19 protein-coding genes and 1 other annotated feature are annotated in these 21,687 nt (G+C 39.7%); of the genes, 17 read left to right on the forward strand and 2 right to left on the reverse strand.

All coding sequences use genetic code 11. The annotated features are described in order from the left end of the window. Window positions 1–26: 26 nt before the first annotated feature. Window positions 27–261 (forward strand) — a binding site (T-box leader). 52 nt (window positions 262–313) lie between these two features. From pheS to uvrC, 15 genes are all read left to right on the forward strand, one after another. Beyond that, window positions 314–1,348, forward strand: coding sequence for a phenylalanine--tRNA ligase subunit alpha (gene pheS / locus J2S78_RS05080; RefSeq protein WP_306896856.1), 1,035 nt, complete (start codon window positions 314–316; stop codon window positions 1,346–1,348). Between the two features lie 14 nt (window positions 1,349–1,362). Beyond that, window positions 1,363–3,783 carry a phenylalanine--tRNA ligase subunit beta gene (pheT, locus tag J2S78_RS05085; protein WP_306896857.1) on the forward strand — a complete coding sequence of 807 codons (2,421 nt, stop codon included), beginning with the start codon at window positions 1,363–1,365 and terminating at the stop codon, window positions 3,781–3,783. A 177-nt stretch (window positions 3,784–3,960) separates the two neighbouring features. Next, window positions 3,961–4,221 (forward strand): cell division protein ZapA, encoded by a 261-nt coding sequence (zapA, locus tag J2S78_RS05090; protein ID WP_306896858.1) that lies wholly within the window; start codon window positions 3,961–3,963, stop codon window positions 4,219–4,221. A 3-nt stretch (window positions 4,222–4,224) separates the two neighbouring features. Beyond that, window positions 4,225–4,764, forward strand: a complete 540-nt coding sequence (locus J2S78_RS05095; RefSeq protein WP_306896859.1) for a CvpA family protein — start codon at window positions 4,225–4,227, stop codon at window positions 4,762–4,764. A gap of 61 nt (window positions 4,765–4,825) precedes the next feature. Next, window positions 4,826–6,544: a DNA polymerase/3'-5' exonuclease PolX gene (polX, locus tag J2S78_RS05100; protein WP_306896860.1), complete on the forward strand. Its 1,719-nt coding sequence runs from the start codon at window positions 4,826–4,828 to the stop codon at window positions 6,542–6,544. A 52-nt stretch (window positions 6,545–6,596) separates the two neighbouring features. Next, entirely contained in the window at window positions 6,597–8,954 is a 2,358-nt protein-coding gene (locus tag J2S78_RS05105; protein ID WP_306896861.1) for an endonuclease MutS2, read from the forward strand. Between the two features lie 39 nt (window positions 8,955–8,993). Next, window positions 8,994–9,392: a DUF350 domain-containing protein gene (locus J2S78_RS05110; RefSeq protein ID WP_125557134.1), complete on the forward strand. Its 399-nt coding sequence runs from the start codon at window positions 8,994–8,996 to the stop codon at window positions 9,390–9,392. Between the two features lie 465 nt (window positions 9,393–9,857). Continuing rightward, the gene (locus tag J2S78_RS05115; protein ID WP_306896862.1) at window positions 9,858–11,561 is read left to right on the forward strand and encodes an AMP-binding protein; all 1,704 of its coding nucleotides are present in this window, start codon (window positions 9,858–9,860) and stop codon (window positions 11,559–11,561) included. Between the two features lie 136 nt (window positions 11,562–11,697). Continuing rightward, window positions 11,698–13,413, forward strand: coding sequence for a long-chain-fatty-acid--CoA ligase (locus J2S78_RS05120; protein WP_306896863.1), 1,716 nt, complete (start codon window positions 11,698–11,700; stop codon window positions 13,411–13,413). Window positions 13,414–13,563: 150 nt separating this feature from the next. Then, window positions 13,564–14,163, forward strand: coding sequence for a fatty acid metabolism transcriptional regulator FadR (gene fadR, locus J2S78_RS05125; protein ID WP_306896864.1), 600 nt, complete (start codon window positions 13,564–13,566; stop codon window positions 14,161–14,163). 68 nt (window positions 14,164–14,231) lie between these two features. Next, complete coding sequence (locus J2S78_RS05130; RefSeq protein WP_306896865.1) at window positions 14,232–15,005, forward strand: electron transfer flavoprotein subunit beta/FixA family protein; 774 nt, start codon at window positions 14,232–14,234, stop codon at window positions 15,003–15,005. A gap of 14 nt (window positions 15,006–15,019) precedes the next feature. Beyond that, complete coding sequence (locus J2S78_RS05135; RefSeq protein WP_306896866.1) at window positions 15,020–15,991, forward strand: electron transfer flavoprotein subunit alpha/FixB family protein; 972 nt, start codon at window positions 15,020–15,022, stop codon at window positions 15,989–15,991. A 162-nt stretch (window positions 15,992–16,153) separates the two neighbouring features. After that, window positions 16,154–16,468 (forward strand): thioredoxin, encoded by a 315-nt coding sequence (gene trxA, locus J2S78_RS05140; protein WP_306896867.1) that lies wholly within the window; start codon window positions 16,154–16,156, stop codon window positions 16,466–16,468. A gap of 77 nt (window positions 16,469–16,545) precedes the next feature. Further along, on the forward strand, window positions 16,546–16,914 hold the full coding sequence (locus tag J2S78_RS05145) for a DUF488 domain-containing protein (RefSeq protein ID WP_306896868.1): 369 nt from the start codon (window positions 16,546–16,548) through the stop codon (window positions 16,912–16,914). Between the two features lie 69 nt (window positions 16,915–16,983). Continuing rightward, window positions 16,984–18,702: an excinuclease ABC subunit UvrC gene (gene uvrC / locus J2S78_RS05150; RefSeq protein WP_370871507.1), complete on the forward strand. Its 1,719-nt coding sequence runs from the start codon at window positions 16,984–16,986 to the stop codon at window positions 18,700–18,702. Window positions 18,703–18,761: 59 nt separating this feature from the next. Here the strand turns inward: uvrC and J2S78_RS05155 are convergent, their stop codons facing one another. Together J2S78_RS05155 and J2S78_RS05160 are read right to left on the reverse strand one after the other, a co-directional pair. Continuing rightward, window positions 18,762–18,911: a hypothetical protein gene (locus tag J2S78_RS05155; protein WP_306896870.1), complete on the reverse strand. Its 150-nt coding sequence runs from the start codon at window positions 18,909–18,911 to the stop codon at window positions 18,762–18,764. After that, window positions 18,908–19,141: a DUF2507 domain-containing protein gene (locus J2S78_RS05160; protein WP_306896871.1), complete on the reverse strand. Its 234-nt coding sequence runs from the start codon at window positions 19,139–19,141 to the stop codon at window positions 18,908–18,910. The genes J2S78_RS05155 and J2S78_RS05160 overlap by 4 nt, the downstream gene beginning before the upstream one ends. Window positions 19,142–19,256: 115 nt before the next feature. Here J2S78_RS05160 and J2S78_RS05165 point away from each other — a divergent pair, with 115 nt between their 5' ends. Further along, on the forward strand, window positions 19,257–20,609 hold the full coding sequence (locus J2S78_RS05165; RefSeq protein ID WP_306896872.1) for a TrkH family potassium uptake protein: 1,353 nt from the start codon (window positions 19,257–19,259) through the stop codon (window positions 20,607–20,609). A 439-nt stretch (window positions 20,610–21,048) separates the two neighbouring features. Further along, complete coding sequence (locus tag J2S78_RS05170; protein WP_125556965.1) at window positions 21,049–21,678, forward strand: succinate dehydrogenase cytochrome b558 subunit; 630 nt, start codon at window positions 21,049–21,051, stop codon at window positions 21,676–21,678. The last annotated feature ends 9 nt before the right edge of the window (window positions 21,679–21,687 follow it).

Consider the following 21,687-nt stretch of genomic DNA (forward strand, 5'->3'; position numbering starts at 1 on the left):
TCGTTATATACTTAAATAAAAATATAAAAAAGGCGTGGAAAGAGAGTAGTAAGTTAGGAACCGTCATGCAGGGAGGGAATGTCATAGACTGAAAACATTCCTATCGAAAGGCTGACTGAATTCGCTCTGGAGCCGGCACTGGAAGACGCTGACGACTGTTACGTTAAAGTGCCCCGGGATTCCGTTATCGATACATCGAGTGAATCGCTGAGTGTTTTTTTGCGATTAACAAGGGTGGTACCGCGAACCTTCGTCCCTTTTGTTGGACGAGGTTTTTTTATGTTTGTGTTTATATAAAAAGGAGGAGTCATTAATGATAGAACGGCTTAAAGAGCTCGGAGACGAAGCTTTGCAAGAAATTAAGGAAGCCAACACTGTTAAGGCATTAGAAGATGTCCGAGTGAAATATTTAGGGAAAAAAGGTCCTATCACTGAAGTGTTAAGAGGAATGGGGAAATTATCTGCTGAAGAAAGACCGAAAGTCGGACAAAAAGCTAATGACGTTCGTGAACATATTCAAGAAAAGCTGGATGAAAAGTCGGCAGAGCTGGAGAAAAAGGCATTAGAAGAAAAATTACAAGCAGAATCTGTAGATGTGACGCTGCCTGGAAAGGAAATTAAACGAGGGGCCCGCCATCCATTAACAGCAGTAGTAGAAGAAATTGAGGACATATTCATTGGGTTAGGGTTTCAAGTGACGGAAGGACCGGAAGTAGAAACGGATTATTATAACTTTGAAGCGCTGAACCTGCCGCAAGAGCATCCGGCCAGGGATATGCAGGATTCGTTTTATGTAACAACAGACATGTTACTAAGAACACAAACATCTCCTGTACAGGCTCGTACGATGGAAAAACATGAAGGAAAAGGCCCTGTTAAGATTGTATGCCCTGGTAAAGTTTATCGCCGGGATGATGATGATGCGACACACTCCCATCAATTTTTACAAATTGAGGGATTATACGTAGACCATAATATTCGTATGAGTGACTTAAAAGGAATTCTAGAAGCGTTTGTACAAAAATATTTTGGTGTTGATCGAAGCATTCGTTTGCGTCCAAGTTTCTTCCCATTTACAGAACCTTCTGTGGAGGTTGATGTTTCGTGTGGCATATGCAAAGGAGAAGGTTGTCGCATTTGTAAACATACAGGCTGGATTGAAGTATTAGGTGCTGGAATGGTTCATCCACATGTTCTTGAAATGAGTGGCTTTGATCCAGAAGAATACAGCGGATTTGCGTTCGGTATGGGTGTGGAACGATTTGCAATGCTGAAATACGGTATTGATGATATTCGCCACTTTTACACAAACGATATTCGGTTTTTAGACCAATTTAAACGGGCTTAAAGGAGGTTAAAGATATGTTAGTATCCTATCAATGGTTAAAAGATTATGTAGATATAAAAGACTTAAGTGTAGAAGAAACAGCAGAGCGTTTGACGCGTGGCGGTGTAGAAGTAGACATGCTTCATCCGCGCAGTGAAGGAATTAATAATGTCGTCGTAGGATATGTAGAGTCTTGTGAGAGGCATCCTGATGCAGATAAACTAAATGTGTGCCAGGTCAATACTGGAGAACAGACAGCGCCGATTGTGTGTGGCGCACCTAACGTAAAGGCAGGTCAAAAAGTTGCGGTGGCAAAACCTGGTGCTGTTCTTCCTGGTGGTATGAAAATTGAAAAAACAGAATTACGGGGACAAACGTCAGAAGGTATGATTTGCTCTCTGCAAGAACTTGGCATTGAACAAAAACTTGTAGCAAAAGAGTTCATGGATGGTATTTATGTTTTCTCTGATGAGGCAGCAATCGGTTCTGATGCTGTGGCAGAACTTTCCCTTCGAGATACGGTGCTAGAACTTGACTTGACACCGAATCGGCCAGACTGCCTTAGCATTTTAGGTGTAGCTTACGAAATGGCAGCTCTCTTAGATAGAGGTGTTCAACACCCATCTGTGACTCACGGGCAAGCTGGAGAATCCGTGAAAGATTATATAGCTGTTCAAGTGGAAACGCCGAATGATAATCCATATTACGGTGCAAAAGTGATTCGCAACATTTCGGTTGGACCTTCCCCACAATGGATGCAAAACAGGTTAACAGCAGCAGGGATTAGACCTATAAACAATGTTGTAGATATTACGAATTATGTGTTAATGGAGTATGGACAACCGCTGCACGCTTTTGACTTGGATAAGTTTGGATCTTCCGACATTGTTGTACGTCGTGCTAATGCTGATGAACAAATGAAGACACTGGATGAAGAAGTACGGACATTGACAAACGAGCATTTGGTTATAACAAATGGTGAAGAACCGGTGGCTCTTGCTGGTGTTATGGGTGGATCCTTCTCTGAAGTACAGGACGATACAACGACAGTTCTGTTAGAAGCTGCTTACTTTCAGCCGACGCGCGTTCGTAAAGCGTCAAAAGATATAGGAATTCGCAGTGAATCAAGCATCCGTTTTGAAAAAGGAATCGACTCTGGAAGGATAGAAGAAGCAGCAGAACGTGCAGCAAAATTGTTAGAACAATATGCTGGTGGTGATGTACTGGAAGGAACTGTAGAAGTCGATCATCGTCCAACAGAAAACCCAATGATTACAACAAGCTCTGCTCAATTGAACAAATTATTAGGAATGGATTTAAAAGAAGACGACATCCTCTCCATTTTTCGACGTCTTCGTTTAGAAGCAAGAGTAGACAAGAATCATATTATTGTGGATGTGCCAACGAGACGGCCTGACCTTGAAATGGAAGTAGATCTAGCAGAGGAAGTAGCTCGTTTGTACGGCTATGATAACATTCCAACAACGCTTCCGGCTGGTACTACTACACCAGGATCGCTTTCTCCTGCTCAACAAAAAAGGAGAAAAATCCGCAGATATTTAGAAGGTTCAGGATTGCACGAAGCGATTACGTACACATTAACTTCTTCGAATCGAAGTAATAGGTTTCAACTGCAAGATGTGCCGGGAACGGTTGATGTGTCGATGCCGATGAGTGAAGACAGAAGTAAAATGAGAACCAGCTTGTTGCCTCATCTGCTTGATACCGTTCAATACAATCGTAATCGCCAATTGAATGATGTAGCGGTGTTTGAATTAGGATCTATTTTTATCGGGGAAAAAGAATCGCTTTCCAAACAACCGCACGAAAAACAAGTACTCGCTGGAGCCATTGCTGGAATGTGGGATGTGCAGCTTTGGCAGGGAGAGAAGAAAAAGACAGATTTCTTCATTGTGAAAGGGATATTGGAAGGTTTGTTTGAAGAAATCGGGCTGGCAGACCATATTCAATTTCATCGCTCGAACCATACGGAACTACATCCTGGACGAAGCGCTGATGTCTATCTGGATGGACAAACCATCGGCTTCATCGGCCAAACCCATCCGATGGTAGAAAAAGAATGGGGTATTAAAGAAACATATGTTTTCCAACTTGATGTAGATGCATTACTAGCATTTACAGCGAATGCGCTGTTTTATGAAACAATTCCACGTTACCCTTCCATTACGAGAGATATTGCGCTTGTAGTTGGGGAAGAAGTAGCAGCAGGAGACGTGCAGCAAGTTATTATAAATGCAGGCGGTGATCTGTTACATCGTGTTTCCTTATTCGATGTATACCAAGGTGAGAATTTGAGTGATGGCCAAAAATCGCTCGCTTTTTCCCTAGTCTACTTGGATCCAGAACGAACGTTAACGGATGAAGAGGTATCCAAAGCACATGATAATGTGTTAACACAGCTTCAAGAGCAAGTGAACGCTTCCCTCCGACAATAAATGTTATACTCCCGCTATCGTTTTTAGGTGCGGGAGTTTTTATAATAAATGATTGCACGGCAGGCATAAGCTTCTATAACGTAACGGTTTTTGTTTCCCTTTTAAAAACATTTCCATTCTAAAATGATTCTGTTATTATAATGGATAGGTATTTTGCGAAGACAGGAGGTTTTTCCGGTGGAAGAAGACAAGGAAAAACAGAGAACAACTGTTACTATTTTTGGGCAGCCTTATACGATTGTAGGAGACGAACCTTCTGAGCATGTAATAAGTGTTGCAGAACAACTTGACCAGAAAATGCGGGAATTTAAACGTCACAACCCTTATTTAGACACATCGAGACTCGCAGTTTTAACGGCCTTGAACGTCGTTGATGATTATATGAAATTAAAACAATCTATAGAGAATAATGATAGAAATGAGAAAGAGGATAGGTAAGTTATGCTAAGTCTTCTGTTAGTCCTGATTTTATTAGTTAGTTTCTTCGTTGGTCTACGAAGAGGATTCATTTTACAACTTATACACCTTGTCAGTTTTTTTGTTGCTTTATTTATTGCTTTTTACTTTTATCAAGATCTTGCGGAATATTTACGGCTATGGCTCCCATACCCGGAAATTTCAAGTGATGGGGACGGCGTTGTCAGCATGGCTGTTGCATCCTTTGATTTGGAGTCTGTCTATTATTCAGGTATTTCGTTTTTCTTGTTGTTTTTTGTTGCGAAAATTATATTGCAAATTATCGGTTCCATGCTCGATTTTGTAACAAAACTCCCAGTGTTGAAAACATTAAACCGTTGGCTTGGTGGAGTGCTTGGATTAGTAGAAACGTATTTGATTTTGTTTATTTTGTTAATAACAGCTGCACTTATGCCAATTGAGATGCTGCAAAACGCAATAGCTGATTCATGGGTGGCTAATGCAATAATTAACCATACCCCGATATTGTCCGATTGGTTAAAGGACTTATGGTCGGATGTATGATAGATTTAGAAACTTCTCTGTAAGATGAGAAGTTTTTTCTAACTAGGAGGAAAAAACGCCGATGAATAAAAAAGAGTTAATCAAGTCATTAGAAATGATTGCTGTTTATTTGGAACTAAAAGGCGAGAATTCATTTAAAATATCCGCATACCGTAAAGCAGCGCAAGCGTTAGAGCAAGACGAACGCTCCCTTTCAGAAATAGAAGACCCGGGGGTATTGCAAGGGATAGGAAAAGGGACAGCTGCTGTGATTAAAGAGTTGAGAGAAACAAATCGATCAGAATTGTTAGAAACATTAAAAAAGGACGTACCTTCAGGACTTGTTCCGCTGTTAGACTTACCAGGCCTTGGAGGGAAAAAACTCGCGAAGTTATACCAGGAGCTGGGAATAACTGACGCAGCATCTTTAAAAACGGAGTGTCATGCAGGAAAAGTACAAAAATTGGCTGGTTTCGGAGCAAAAACGGAAGAAAAAATTCTCTCGGCGCTGGAAGATATGGGGAACCGTCCGGAACGTTTACCTATTCATTTTATGTTAGAGGTTGCAAAAGTGGTAGAACAGCAAATTGAAGAGAATATCGAAGTAGAACGTTATGAAAGAGCGGGCAGTTTGCGGAGGATGGAAGAGACGATTAAAGATCTTGACTATATTATGGTAGTGAAAGATCCTGATGTGGCACGGCAGCAGTTAAAAGAATTGGAATTGGTTTCTGAAGTAATAGCGGACGGACAGGCAAAAGTGTCGTTAGAACTTACTTTTACTTACCCGGTTCAGGTTGATGTTCGTCTTGTGGAAGAAAAAGCTTTCGCAACAACACTTCACCATTTTACAGGATCAAAAGATCACAACGTACTCATCCGTCAAATGGCTAAAGCACAAGGAGAAAAAGTCAGTGAGTATGGCATTGAGGATCTTGAAACGGGAGAAATCAAGACATTTTCTTCAGAAGAAGCCTTTTTTTCTCATTTCGGGTTATACTATATTCCACCAGAAGCAAGGTTGGGTGGGGAAGAAATCGAGCGCTACAGAGAACCATTTGAGTCTGTTACACGAAGAGATATTCGCGGGGACCTTCATATGCACACAACCTGGAGTGACGGAGCTCTTTCTGTCGAAGAAATGACATTAGAAGCCAAAAATAGGGGACACGAATGGATTGCGATAACCGATCATTCGAAATTTTTACAAGTGGCTCATGGTTTGAATGAAGAAAGAGTTCTTCGACAAATAGAAGAAATTCGCAGAGTAAACAATAAGTATGATGACATCGAAGTGTTGGCTGGAATTGAAATGGACATTCGTCCGGACGGAACACTTGATTTAGAAGAAACTGTACTTGAAAAACTTGATGTTGTGATTGCATCGATTCATTCGTCTTTTTCACAATCAGAAGAAGAAATTATGAACAGGATGAAAGCAGCGTTATACAGTCCATATGTAAATATTATTGCTCACCCGACTGGGCGCTTGATTGGACGGCGGGATGGTTACAAAGTAGACGTAGAATCACTGTTGCAGCAAGCAGCCTCAACTGGCACCGCACTTGAGTTGAATTCAAACCCAAATCGACTTGATTTATCGGCGGAATGGCTTCGTAAAGCTGGTGAGATTGGCACGGTGATTACGATAAATACAGACGCACATTCGCCGGACATGTTAAGTCATATGGAAATAGGGGCGGGTATTGCAAGAAAAGCTTTGCTCACAAAAGACCAAATTGTAAATACGCGGAGCTATGCGTCTCTTCTGTCTTTTCTGCGGGAAAAACGGAGCAGGTAAAACAGAACAGACTACTCAACTTCAGTTTATAAAGCTTGAAAGGATGACAGGCATGAACGCACGAGTAAACCGTGTGCTAGAATACGAAAAAATGAAAGAACAGTTAAAAACGCACGTAGCATCATCGCTTGGCAGAAGTAGGGTGGAAAAGCTTCAGCCCCACACTAATCTTGAGACAGCCCAGCTTGAACAAAGCAGAACCTATGAAGGAGCAAAAGTTCTTCGTCTTAAAGGACAAGTACCTTTAGGAGGCATTCGAAACATTCATGCTCACCTGAAACGAGCACAAATTGGCGGAACGCTTAATGCAGGTGAATTAATGGAAATAGCAGATACGGTGTATGGCGGACGGAGAATGAAATCTTTTGTTGAAACAATGGTGGAAGAGGAAATAGAAGTTCCTTTGTTAGCTGATCTTGTTGAATATATTACACCGCTTACAGATTTGGAACGTACGATAAAACAATGTATTGATGACCACGGAGAAGTATTAGATTCCGCGAGTCACACACTTCGAGGTATTCGTCAGCAAATAAGAAGCAGTGAAGCAGAAATTCGTTCGAAATTGGAACGAATGACAAGGTCATCTGAACAGCAAAAAAAATTATCAGATTCGATTGTGACCGTTCGTAATGATCGTTATGTTGTACCGGTAAAACAAGAATATCGTTCTTCATTCGGCGGTATAGTTCATGACCAATCTGCTTCTGGTGCGACGCTGTTTATTGAACCTCAGGCTGTTGTCACCATGAACAATCAGTTGAATGAAGCAAAAGGCAAAGAACGCCAGGAAATAGAAAGAATTTTAAAAGAACTGTCGGCTCAAGTGCAAGAATATACGGAAGAATTGTTACAAAATATCAACTATCTGGCAGAACTGGACTTCCTCTTTAGCAAAGCTTACTATGCTAGAGAAATGAAAGCGACACAGCCACGGTTAAACGGAACGGGACGGCTACACTTTAAAGATGCCAAGCACCCTCTCTTAATTGAAGATGAAGTAGTTCCCATTGATGTGGAACTTGGTACGGATTTCTCATCACTTGTCATAACAGGGCCGAACACAGGTGGTAAGACTGTTACATTAAAAACGGTAGGGCTACTTACCTTAATGGCGCAATCTGGTCTATTTTTGCCTGTTGAAGAAGACTCGGAAGCAGCTGTGTTCTCGAGCGTGTTTGCCGATATAGGGGATGAACAATCAATTGAACAAAACTTAAGTACATTTTCTTCCCACATGACGAATATTGTTGATATTTTACAGCAGGTGGATCATGAAAGTCTTGTCCTGTTTGATGAAATAGGGGCAGGAACGGATCCTACAGAAGGTGCTGCATTAGCCGTTTCCATTCTTGATTATGTGTACAACAGCGGTGCAAAACTTGTCGCCACCACACACTATAGCGAATTGAAGGGTTATGCGTATAATCGTGAAGGTGTCATGAACGCAAGTGTAGAGTTTGATGTAGAAACGCTGCGTCCGACATATCGACTGTTAACAGGAATTCCAGGTCGAAGTAATGCGTTTGCAATTTCACGACGGCTTGGCCTCGACGAATCGATTATTGAAGCGGCAGAATCAGAAGTGAATGCTGAAAGCCGCCAAGTGGAAAATATGATTACCTCCCTTGAGGGAAAGCAGCGGTCAGCCGAAGAAGAAATGAAACAAGCCCAAAAAACGAGATATGAAGCAGAACAACTTCATCATGATCTTGACCAAAAAATGAAAGAGTTAGAAAAGAAAAAAGACGACATTCTCAAATCCGCCGAAGACAAGGCACAAAAAGAGTTGGATAAAGCGCGTAATGAAGCTGATTCTATTATCCATGACTTAAGAGAATTACAAAAACAGGGACACAGTGTAAAAGAGCACGAATTAATTGATGCTAAAAAGCGAATGGAAACTGCTGCTCCTGAACTAAGCAAACGTCAAAAACAAATAAAAAAACAAGCTCAAAAACAGCAGTCTTTTGAACCAGGAGACGAAGTACGGGTCCTAAGCTTTGGTCAACAAGGTCAAATACTAGAGAAATCAAATGACAAAGAATATCGGGTACAACTTGGTATTATGAAAGTAAATGTAAAAGCAGAGGATATGGAAAAGGTGAAACAGGAATCTGTGTCTCAACCGACGCGCCCAGTTTCTACAGTTTCGACCAATACAACGGTTAAACCAGAGCTTGATTTGCGAGGCGTTCGTTATGAAGATGCAATGAGAAAAGTCGAAAAGTATTTAGATGACGCAGTTCTTGCAGGCTATCCACAAGTTCATATCATTCACGGTAAAGGCACTGGTGCATTGCGCAAAGGGGTTAAAGAGCTGTTGAAAAAGCATCCTAGTGTCGCAGAAACGAGAGATGGTGGAATGAATGAGGGCGGGATTGGAAATACCGTTGCTCAATTAAAATAAACAGGCTGTAAGAGAGGATGAACAGACGTGGAAGCATTGATGCAAAATGCATTCGTAGAAACAGCCGCTCATTTTAGCGTAGCGGTCTTGTCTCTTATTGTTTTTCTGGCAATCTTTGAAACGATTACATCTTATCGAAATTGGGAAGAAATCAAAAATGGTAATATTGCAGTCGCCCTTGCCACAGGCGGGAAAATTTTTGGGGTGGCCAACATTCTTCATTTTTCAATTGAACATAATGATGCTGTTTTAACCATGGTATTATGGGGAACCTATGGATTTATTCTGTTAGTGTTCAGTTATGTTATGTTCGAGTTTTTAACACCTATGTTTAAAGTAGACGATGAAATAGCAAAAGACAATCGTGCGGTGGGCTTTATTTCGTTCATTATTTCTACGGGAATGTCATTTGTCATCGGAGCAGGTATCTTAGCGTAAGAGAGTATAAGATATGGAGGAAAGTTAAGTGGAGCGTCTCTCAAAAATATTAATTATTTGTTGTATATTATTCGTACTGTCTGGAGCAGTTTACCTTTTGTTTTTTAGTTAGATAGGAGAAGATAGAATTTACGCGATTTATATTTTGGGCGTTTAGCAGGAGCGGAAGACGGGCGTTCCACCGGATGTGGATAGAAGCATATTTAAAAAAAGTGTGGCCCCACACAAGACGGAACTCTGGTTACCAGATTCCGTTTTTCTTGCGTAGACAGTAATAAGGGAGCGGTTTTGAATGATTATAATTTTATAGTATCGAATATTGTATCTCCCTGTTATCGCACCTTTGTTGTAAGCGCCTTCTTTTAAATGAAAATAATATGGATGAGGACTCTTCGCTTCTCATACAGTAATAGAGGATAAAGAAAGAAGATATTGCTATTTTTTCACATAAAGGAGGACCAACCGGTGACCACAGACAAAATATGGCTACGTCATTATCCTGATCAAATCTCCTCATCGCTTTCATATGAAAATAAAACCTTACATTCCTATTTAAAAGAAGCTGCTCATGCGGTTCCAAATAAAGAAGCACTCGATTTTCTTGGGAAAACAATGACATATCATGAGGTGTACGATGAAGCACTGCGTCTTGCAAACCAGTTAATATTGCTTGGCATAAAAAAGGGAGACAGGGTAGCTGTGATGTTGGCTAATTCCCCACAAGCTGTCATCTGTTATTACGGGGTTCTTATGTCAGGAGCTATTGTTGTCCAAACAAACCCTCTCTACGTTGAACGTGAAATTGAACATCAAGTCAATGATTCAGAAGCAAAGGTAATGATTTGTCTGGATGCTTTATTTCCCAGGGTGGAAAAGATTCGTGGAAATAGCAGTCTTGAACATGTCATTGTAACAAGTATAAAAGACTATCTTTCTTTTCCTAAAAATCTTATATATCCGTTTGTTCAAAAAAGACAGACAGGAATGAAAGTAACTATTGATTATAATGACAACACTCATCATCTGACATCTATACTAACGTCAGGGCAAGCTGTGGAACCAGAAGTTACGGTGGATCCAAGTGAGGATTTAGCGTTACTGCAATATACAGGTGGGACAACGGGCTTGGCTAAAGGAGTGATGCTGACACACTCTAATCTTGTTATAAATACCCAGCAAGCTGGAGCTTGGATGTACCGAATGCGAGCGGGAGAAGAACGGACGTTAGCAGCACTGCCATTTTTTCACGTGTATGGAATGACTGTTGTTATGAATTTTTCAATTATGTATCGTTCAAAAATGATTATTTTGCCAAAATTTGATCCAGTGCAGGCACTTAAAGCCATTGATAAACATGATATTACACTTTTTCCAGGCACACCGACGATGTATGTTGGTCTTATAAATGAACCCTCTATGAAAAAATATAATTTATCCTCTATTAAAGTCTGTTTAAGTGGATCAGCTCCTCTTCCTTTAGAAGTTCAAGAAAGGTTTGAGAAACTATCGGGAGGAAAACTAGTAGAAGGCTACGGATTAACCGAGACCTCTCCGGTTGTTATGTCGATGCCCATTTGGGGAAAGCAAAAAATAGGGAGCACAGGCATACCTTGGCCGGATACGGATGCAGACATTTTATCTATTCAAACAAATCAATCTGCTAAAGATGGTGAAATTGGTGAAATAATAGTAAAAGGGCCCCAAGTGATGAAAGGATATTGGAATCAGCCGGAAGAAACAGCCGCTTCGTTTAATGAAGACTGGTTTTTAACAGGAGATATGGGTTACCGGGATGAGGATGGTTATTTTTACATTGTCGACCGCAAAAAGAATGTAATTATTGCAGGCGGATTCAATATTTATCCACGTGAAATTGAGGAAGTGTTATACGAACACGTCGGTATACAAGAAGCTGTAGTCATTGGTATCCCAGATCCATACCGGGGCGAAACAGTTAAAGCGTTTATTGTATTAAAAGAACATCAACGTCTTACAAGTGATGAACTTCAAGCTTTCTGTCGTAAACGTTTGGCCTCGTTTAAAGTACCGAGGTTATTTGAGTTCAGAGATGAGCTTCCAAAAACGATGGTTGGTAAAGTATTAAGGCGTGTTCTACTGGAAGAAGAAAAGAAAAAGCTTCAAAGCGATGAGACTACAGGGAACCATTAAGAGCAAAAATCATCATTTCCGCCTGAATTTCATTGTAATAAAAGAAATTTAGGTGGAGTGATAATCTTTACATAAAAAACGCTATGAAAATGAATTGCTATTCAGTATAATAAAAGGAAAGAGGAGACGCTTTTAAATGAAAGAGGGAAAAGAGGAGGACGATTGGTTGCAAACAAAAATGGGAGACATCTGGTTTCAACAATATCCAAAGGACATTCCCTCTACTATTTCATACCCTGATACGCCTTTGCATGGCATTTTAAGTACGACGGCTGCTGATTTCCCGAATCACAAGGCAATGAGCTTTCACGGAAATCAATGGACGTATGAACAGCTCTTGAAAGAAGCGGCGGCATTTTCAAATCAGCTCATAAAGACATTTGGGATTGAAAAAGGGGACAGAGTTTCGATTATGTTGCCGAATACGCCACAATCCGTTATAAGTTATTACGGAGTATTAATGGCTGGTGCTATTGTAGTGCAAACCAATCCTTTATATGTTGAAAGAGAGCTTGAACATCAGCTAATAGATTCCGGCGCAAAAGTGATTGTATGTTTAGATACGCTTTTTCCGCGTGTCATGAAGGTACTGGAGAATACATCGATTGAGAATATCATTGTTACAGGAGTGAAAGATGCTCTAGCTTTTCCGAAAAACTTATTGTATCCGCTTACAAAAAAGAGGTCACAACAAATGAAAGTGAACATTAATTATGATGAAAATGTTCACCGCTTTGAAAAGCTAATCCAACGGGGAAGCTGTATTGTTCCTGAAGTAGAGATCAAACCGAGGCGGGATATAGCGTTGCTACAATACACAGGTGGGACAACAGGACCAGCTAAAGGAGTAATGCTCACCCATCATAATCTTGTTGCTAATACTACTCAATGTTTGCAGTGGATGTATAAACTAGAAAAGGGACAAGAAAAAACGTTAGCCGTGCTACCTTTTTTTCATGTTTATGGAATGACGGTATCCATGAATTTATCCATTATGCATGGAGCGGAGCTTGTTATATTACCGAAATTTGATCCCGAAAAAGTATTGAAGACGATAGAGAAAGAAAAAATAACTCTGTTTCCCGGAGCTCCTACTATGTATATCGGTTTATTAAACCAGAAAAATATTAACGACTACAATCTCTCCTCCATCGAGGCTTGCATTAGCGGTTCAGCTTCACTTCCACGAGAAGTTCAGCAACAATTTGAAGCGTTAACCGGTGGCAAACTAGTCGAAGGATATGGATTGACAGAAGCTTCTCCTGTGACACACTGTAATTTAATTTGGGGAAGGAGAAAAGATGGAGGTATTGGTTTACCATGGCCTGATACCAAAGCAGCTATACTTTCTCAAGAAGGAGGAGATTTTGCTGAACCAGGGGAGGTCGGAGAAATTGTTGTTAAAGGCCCGCAAGTAATGAAGGGGTATTGGAACCGACCGGAGGAAACCGATATTGCGTTTAGAAACGACTGGTTGTTAACAGGGGATATGGGCTATATGGATGAAGAAGGATATTTTTACATTGTTGATCGAAAAAAAGATATGATTATCGCTGGAGGCTTTAACATTTATCCTAGAGAAATTGAAGAAGTTCTGTATGAACATGAGGCGGTACAAGAAGCAGTAGTGATCGGTGTCCCCGATAAATACAGAGGTGAAACAGTTAAAGCAATCGTCGTAAAAAAAGAAGGAGAGCAATTGAGTGAGGACGATTTAAACACGTTTTCTAGAAATCGACTGGCTTCTTTTAAAGTACCGCGTACGTATGAGTTTCGTAACGAGCTGCCAAAAACGAGCGTGGGAAAGATTTTGAAGAGAGTGTTAATCAAAGAAGAAAAAGAACGGAGTTAAAGGGTTCTTCTGCCCATGCTTCGTTCACCTATTGACAGAATAGAACAGTTTTTTTACAATTAAAACACAGATATGAATGATTGTTCATTCATATCTGAAGGCTGACATAGGAAAACAAACAAGATAAGCGGACAGGAAGGACGTTAAACAATGGCTACGAAAAAAGGACCCAAGTATGATCAAATTATAGATGCAGCAGTAACTGTTATCGCGCAAAATGGTTACCATCAGGCACAAGTTTCAAGAATAGCAAAAGAAGCAGGTGTAGCAGATGGAACAATTTATTTGTATTTCAAAAATAAAGAAGATATTTTAATATCTTTGTTTGAAGAGAAAATGGGAACATTTGTCGATCATATCCGTTCTAAGCTCACGGAAGCAAACACAATTGAAGAAGAGCTTCAGTTCTTAGTGGAAATGCATTTGAAGCAATTAGCTGCGGATAAAAACCTTGCCGTGGTGACGCAATTGGAACTTAGACAGTCTAATTATAAGTTGCGCCAACGTATTAACGAAGTGTTGAAAGAATATTTAAGCGTGATGGAAAGTATTATTGAAAAAGGAAAAGCATCCAATGTATTTTCACAAGATGTAAATGATAAATTGGCGCGCCAGATGATATTTGGAACGTTAGATGAAGTAACCACAAATTGGGTTATGAAAGATTGTAAATATGATTTAGAGTCTCTTTCAAAACCGGTATTTGATATGCTTTTACAAGGATTTAAGTTACGAGAAGATGTTTTATAAAAAGCCGTTGAATTTGCCATATTGTTTATTATTTTTTGAAAACCTTTACAAAATGAGGGGGAGGAAAAATGAATATCTTTGTAATTATGAAAAGGACGTTTGATACAGAGGAAAAAGTTGTTATTGAAAATGGAAGCATTGATGAAGAAGATGTAGAATTTATTATCAATCCTTACGATGAATATGCCTTAGAAGAGGCGATTGTTTTGCGTGACAAACACGACGGGACAGTAACTGTTGTAACTGTAGGAGAGGAAGAGGCTGAAAAGGAACTGCGCACAGCACTGGCGATGGGGGTAGACCAAGCTGTCCTGTTAGATATAGAAGAATTAGAAGGAGAAGTGGATCACTATTCTGTTAGCGAGGTATTAGCAGCTTATTTTATAGACAAAGAAATAGATATCATTCTTGGTGGCAATGTTGCTGTTGATGATGGATCTGGTCAAGTAGCTCCACGTGTGGCAGAGAAATTAGGCATCAATCAGGTAACGACGATTACAAAAATAGAAGTGGAAGATAGAGATGTGAAAATAGAAAGAGAAGTAGAAGGGGATGTGGAATATGTAGAGGCTTCCCTCCCGCTCGTTGTCACTTGTCAACAGGGGTTAAATGAACCACGATATCCTTCCCTTCCCGGTATAATGAAGGCAAAAAAGAAACCGTTAGAGACCATAGACGTAGATGAACTCGATTTGGATGAGAAAAAAATAGAAGCTAAAACAAATACGCTGGATCGTTTTCTTCCTCCAGAAAAGCAAGCAGGCAAAGTACTTCAAGGGGAAACGAAGGATCAAGTAAGGGAACTGGTTGGTTTATTACGGAATGAATCCAAAGTTATATAACGGAGGGATATCTTATGACAAGGAAAATGTTAGTAGTAGGGGAAGTCAAAGATAACACATTGCGTCATGTTTCGTTTGAAACGATTGCTGCTGCTATGAATATAGCAGATGGTGGTGAGATTGTCGGGGTGTTGTTTGGAGAAAATCTGACTAGTCACGCAAAAGCGATGATCCATTATGGAGCGGACCGTATCATTACGGTTGAGAGGGAAGAATTAGCAGATTATACAACGGATGCCTACAGCCAGGCATTTTTACAAGTGTATGAACAAGAAAAGCCAAATGGAATTATTCTTGCTCATACATCTGTTGGTAAAGATTTAGCACCTAGGTTAGCAGCAAAGTTGAACAATGGACTCGTTTCAGATGTTGTTGCTATAGAAAATGACTCGGGAACACCCGTGTTCACACGTCCTATTTATTCAGGGAAGGCATTTGAAAAGAAAATAATGGAAGAGGGCATTATTTTTGCAACGATTCGTCCGAATAATATTCCTGCACGCACTGAAGATTTATCGAGAACGGGTACAATTACCAGTATGGATGTAGAGCTGAAGGACTTACGAACAACGATTAAAGAAGTGGTGAAAAAAACAACCGACGGTGTGGATTTGGCAGAAGCAAATATTATTGTCGCCGGCGGCCGCGGCGTAAAAAGTGCGGAAGGATTTAAGCCGCTTGAACAATTGGCGGACGTACTGGGGGCGGCAATTGGGGCGTCAAGAGGCGCTTGTGACGCAGAGTATTGTGAATACTCTTTGCAAATCGGGCAAACCGGTAAAGTCGTCACCCCGGACCTTTATATCGCAGCCGGTATATCTGGTGCGATTCAACATCTAGCCGGTATGTCTAATGCTAAAGTAATTGTTGCGATAAACAAAGATCCAGAAGCACCTATCTTTGATGTGGCAGATTACGGCATTGTCGGGGATCTTTTTGAAGTCATCCCGATGCTGACTGAAGAATGCAAAAACGTAACCACATAAGAAAATAAACAAATGGGTTTTCTTTTAAGGAACCCATTTTTAATGTTTTACTCATTTTTATCTTGGGTAAATTATTTAAAGCAATTTATTCGCAACGAATAAATCATGATGCTATAATGAAAAATAGATTCAGATTGTTAGCTAAAAAGGAGGACAATTACAATGGCAATAGTAAATGTGTCAGATCAAAGTTTCGCTGAAGAAACATCAGAAGGAGTCGTATTGGCTGACTTCTGGGCTACATGGTGCGGACCTTGTAAAATGATTGCTCCCGTACTTGAAGAAATTGATTCGGAAATGGGAGATCAAGTCAAAATCGCCAAACTCGATGTTGATGAGAACCAAGAAACTGCTGGTAAATACGGAGTAATGAGTATTCCAACACTTCTTATGTTTAAAGATGGAGAAGTGGTGGAAACAATCGTTGGTTTCCAGCCAAAAGAACAATTGGTGGAACTTATTAACAAACATGTTTAATATAAAAAACTGCTGATATTTACTCAGCAGTTTTTTTAATCAGATAAGAACTATAAGCCGCCGAGGGAGGGTTGAAAATGCCTGTTCAAATAAAAAGAATATACGAACAAGTGTCTGAAAAAGACGGTTATAGAGTATTGGTTGACAAAGTATGGCCGCGTGGTGTTTCAAAAGAACGTGCAAAACTTGATGAATGGGCCAAAGAGATAACTCCAACTCCGGAGCTGAGAAAGTGGTTTAATCATGAAAAAGATAAATTTATCGTATTTGCAGAGGAATATAAAAAAGAATTACAATCAAACAAAGAAGGAAGACAAAAACTAAATGAGCTTACAAATATAGCAGTAGATAAAGAGGTAACTCTGGTTTTTGCTGCCAAAGATGAAAAATACAATCATGCTGTGCTGTTACAGCAATGGATGGAAGAAAAGTTAGAAAAGGAGTAGAGGTGACCGGACTTGTCCACCATAAAGGAACTACTCGCAGTGCTTCCGGCACAGCCGGGATGTTACCTAATGAAAAATAAACATGGCACGATTATTTATGTAGGCAAAGCTAAAGTGTTGAAAAATCGTGTCCGTTCATACTTCACCGGATCTCATGATGGAAAAACACAACAGCTTGTTAGCGAGATTACCGATTTTGAATATATTATTACGTCTTCAAACGTAGAAGCCCTTATCTTAGAGATGAATTTAATCAAAAAGCACGAACCGAAGTATAATGTTATTTTAAAAGATGATAAATCTTATCCGTATTTAAAAATTACAAACGAAGAACATCCGCGTTTAATTATAACGAGAAAAGTGAAAAAAGATGGGGCGAAATATTTCGGGCCCTATCCCAATGCTGGAGCAGCAAATGAAACAAAAAAATTACTTGATCGTCTTTACCCTTTGAGAAAATGCCGGACGCTTCCTGATAGGGTATGTTTGTATTATCATATCGGACAATGTTTGGCGCCGTGTGAATTTCATGTATCCGAAGAAACGAATCACAATCTTGTTCAAGAAATGACAAAGTTTCTGAACAATGGGCATCAACAAGTAAAAACGGACTTAAAGGAAAAAATGGAAGAAGCAGCAGAAGAATTAAATTTTGAGCGGGCAAAAGAATTGCGTGATCAAATTCAGCATATTGATGCCGTCATGGAAAAACAAAAAATGACTATCAATGATCAGATGAATCGAGATGTATTTGCTTATTCTTATGATAAAGGTTGGATGTGTGTACAAGTGTTCTTTGTGCGCCAGGGCAAATTAATAGAACGTGACGTATCCATTTTTCCGTTTTATCAAGACCACCAAGAAGACTTTTTAACTTTTTTAGGTCAATTTTATTTAAAAGAAGAGCATATGCTCCCAAGGGAAGTGTTAGTACCAGAAGGCATTGACCTAGATATGGCCGAACAGCTTCTTTCCGTAAAAGTGCTGCAGCCAAAAAGAGGACAAAAGCGGGAATTAGTCCGTCTGGCAGAAAAGAATGCAGAACAGGCATTGACGGAGCGTTTTCAACTGATTGAAAGAGACGAAGAACGAACGATCAAAGCAGTGGAACAACTGGGAGAAACGATGAAAATTGATACGCCGTTCCGTATAGAAGCATTTGACAATTCAAATATTCAAGGGACAGATCCAGTTGCAGCGATGGTTACCTTTTTGGACGGCAAACCGTTTAAGAAAGATTATCGTAAGTACAAAGTTAAAAGTGTTGAGGGACCAGACGATTACGCATCTATGAAAGAGGTTATTCGCCGTCGTTACGTGCGAATCTTAAAAGAAAAAACTGCCTTGCCCGATTTAATATTAATCGATGGTGGAAAAGGGCAGCTCAGCGCTGCGAAAAGTGTTATTGAAGATGAGTTGGGGCTGCTTTTGCCGGTTGCTGGTATGGCCAAGGATGATAAGCATAAAACATCGGAGCTTATCATGGGGGACCCGGCTGAAGTGATTACACTAAAAAGAAACAGCCATTCCTTTTATTTGCTCCAACGAATTCAAGATGAAGTTCACCGGTTTGCGATAACTTTTCACCGCCAAACCCGCCAAAAAAACATGTTCACTTCTATACTCGATGATGTTTCCGGGATTGGTGAAAAACGAAAGAGATTACTACTTCGTCATTTTGGTTCCATTAAAAAGATGAAAGAAGCGTCTATTGAAGATTTCAGAGGTATCTCCATTCCTGATAATGTGTCACGTGAATTAATGCAGCGTCTGCAGGAAACAGAGTAAAACCGCTGATTCGTATGAAAATCAGCGGTTTACTTATGTAAGGGTAGTATTTGGCGTTTTTAATCCCACTGTACTTGAAACATAATCCGTTTTCGTTTTTCTATAATAAAAGTTTCTGCTGGTTTTCCCTTTTGATATTCTATCTGTTGAGCAAGATATCCCGCTTCCATGTGACGGTCGATTGATTCTTTTGATGGCATCAGGCTCATTTCAAATTGACTCTCTTTTTTTTGTCATTTGTCCATTCAAGATGTCCCCATCCCGCTTCTTGAAAAAAATGTATCATTTCATCTATATCAGCAGCTGGATATTTGCGGGCAATTCGTTTTCCGCCCCAATACAAAATATCGGATTCTTCACTTCCTAACAATTCTGGAATCAACGTTTCCCTCAATAAATTATACCCGAAATGAAGCTCTTGATTATCTGGATAACTCATAATATTTTCACCCTTTCTCCTCATATTATTATAACTTTAAAAAGTGGAAATCTCTATAGCTAACGTATAGTAGAAATGATATACTGAAGCCCGAGTTCTTTCGGAGGTAAGAGAAATGAAAAAGGGATTAGAACAATTTATGACACCGTTTCGGATGATTATTGTTGCGTATATTTTATCGATGTTTTTATTCAGTTTTTTATTATGGATGCCATTTTCTCATCAGCCTGGAGTAAATCTTTCTTACTTCGAGTCTTTTTTCACTTCTGTTTCTGCGGTAAGTGTGACGGGGCTGACTTTGGTTGACATATCCGATACATTAAGCTACGTCGGTGTGTTCATCCTTGCGCTCGCCATGCAGGTTGGCGGTATCGGTATTATGTCACTCGGTACTTTTGTGTGGATGCTGTTTAAGCGGAAAATTAATTTGTCCCAGCGTTTATTAATAATGGTTGACCAAAACCAATATCAATTTTCTGGTATGGTCAAATTGATGCGTGGTATATTACTGCTTGCACTTGCAATAGAGGCTGTGGGAGCACTTATTTTGGGTACTTACTACCTTCAACATTTTGATACGGTTGGTGAAGCTTACTATCAAGGCTCTTTTGCAGCACTTAGTGCATTTACCAATGCGGGCTTTGATGTAACAGGGGAATCTTTGATACCGTTTGCTAATGACTATTACGTACAATTTATTGTTTTGTTACTGATCTTTGCTGGTGCAATTGGGTTTCCGGTCTTGATGGAAATTAAAGAATATTTCATGACGAAGGGAAATCTCTTTAGATTCAGTTTGTTTACAAAAGTAACAGTGACGACGTATTTTCTTATTTTTGTTGTAGGAGCTGTTGGTATTTGGGTACTGGAAAAAAATATGTTTTATGAGAGTATGTCATGGCATCAACAGTTTTTCTATTCTATTTTTAATTCAGCAACAGCTCGAAGTGCCGGCTTGTCTACAATGGAAGTGTCATCCTTCACACTGCCCACATTGTTGTTCATATCTTCACTCATGATTATAGGAGCAAGTCCTTCGAGTGTGGGGGGAGGTATTCGAACGACGACACTTGCTGTCATGTTTTTGTCTATTCGCAGTTTTGCTCTTGGAAAAAGTGAAGTGAAAGTGTTTGGACGAGAAATTCATCCAGAAGATAAACAAAAGGCGTTTATGGTCTTGTCATTTTTCTTGTTTGGTTTGTTCAGTGCCGTAATATTAATCAGTGCATTTGAACAGGGGAACCAAAACGTGGAGCTGATAGATATTATTTTTGAAACAAGTTCCGCCTTTGGAACAAGTGGCTTGTCAACGGGCATTACGAACAGTTTATCAACTGCCAGTCTCGTTTTATTAATGACTCTTATGTTCATCGGACGTGTCGGGATTTTGGTGTTATTATTTTCGGTGAAACGTAAAGAAACGAAGTCTCATTATCGTTATCCAACAGAACGCATGATTATTGGTTAATAAGAGAAACTAATGAAAGACCGGTCAGTGATTGAAAAGGCCGGTTTTTCTTATCGGAAATCGTATATATGACTGTATCCGGTTTCTTGACTCGCCGTGAAACTGGGAGTACAATAAATTTGTCGGAATTCTGAAAGATAAAAAATATTTTGTGGAGTAGTTAGACTATTTGGCCAGCGATTGTTTTGTTAATCTTGAAAATAACAAGGCTAACTAGGACAAGAGTAACAATTATTACTAGAGGAGAAAGGTACATCCCCTATACATAGTATGATTGATAAAAAATGAACAGTCTAGGTAAACTAGAAAGCTGTTTTCTTCATTGTGGGGAATGTTAGTTCTCTCTGGGAAAGGCAGGAGGTCGTTTCATTGAAAAGAAGTAATATGCAGTGATTTCGACAAAACAAAGAAGCAAAAAATTATTAGGGGGAACATTGGCATGGCTGAAAACCGTGAATTTATGAATCGCAGACTGCATTCCTTGCTGGGCGTTATTCCTATCGGCGTCTTTCTTATCCAGCATTTGACGGTAAACTTTTTTGCTACGCGCGGCGCGGATTCATTTAACGCAGCTGCTCATTTTATGGAATCTTTACCGTACCGTATTTTCTTAGAAATATTTGTTATTTATCTTCCTATTTTGTTTCACGCTATTTATGGTCTTTTTATTGTTTTTCAAGGGAAGAGCAATACAAGACGATTTGGGTATTTTAGAAATTGGATGTTTTTATTTCAGCGTATAACAGGTGTTTACTTATTAATCTTTATAGCCTGGCACGTTTGGCAGACTCGAGTGCAGGCTGCTTTAGGCGCAAATGTGAATTATGATATGATGGCAGATATACTTAGCAGTCCTTTCATGCTTGTCTTTTATATCGTTGGAGTTTTAGCAGCTACATTTCATTTTTCCAACGGGCTGTGGTCTTTCTTGGTATCTTGGGGAATTACAGTCAATCCTCGTTCTCAAAGAATTGCGACTTATGCGACAGCGGTTATTTTTGTTGCTTTGTCCGTAATTGGAATGAGTGCTTTATTAGCGTTTATTAATCCCGATTTAGCCAATTTGTAAGGAGTGTAT

Origin of the sequence: Salibacterium salarium, from assembly GCF_030813635.1 — a bacterium.
Lineage (GTDB): Bacteria > Bacillota > Bacilli > Bacillales > Marinococcaceae > Salibacterium > Salibacterium salarium.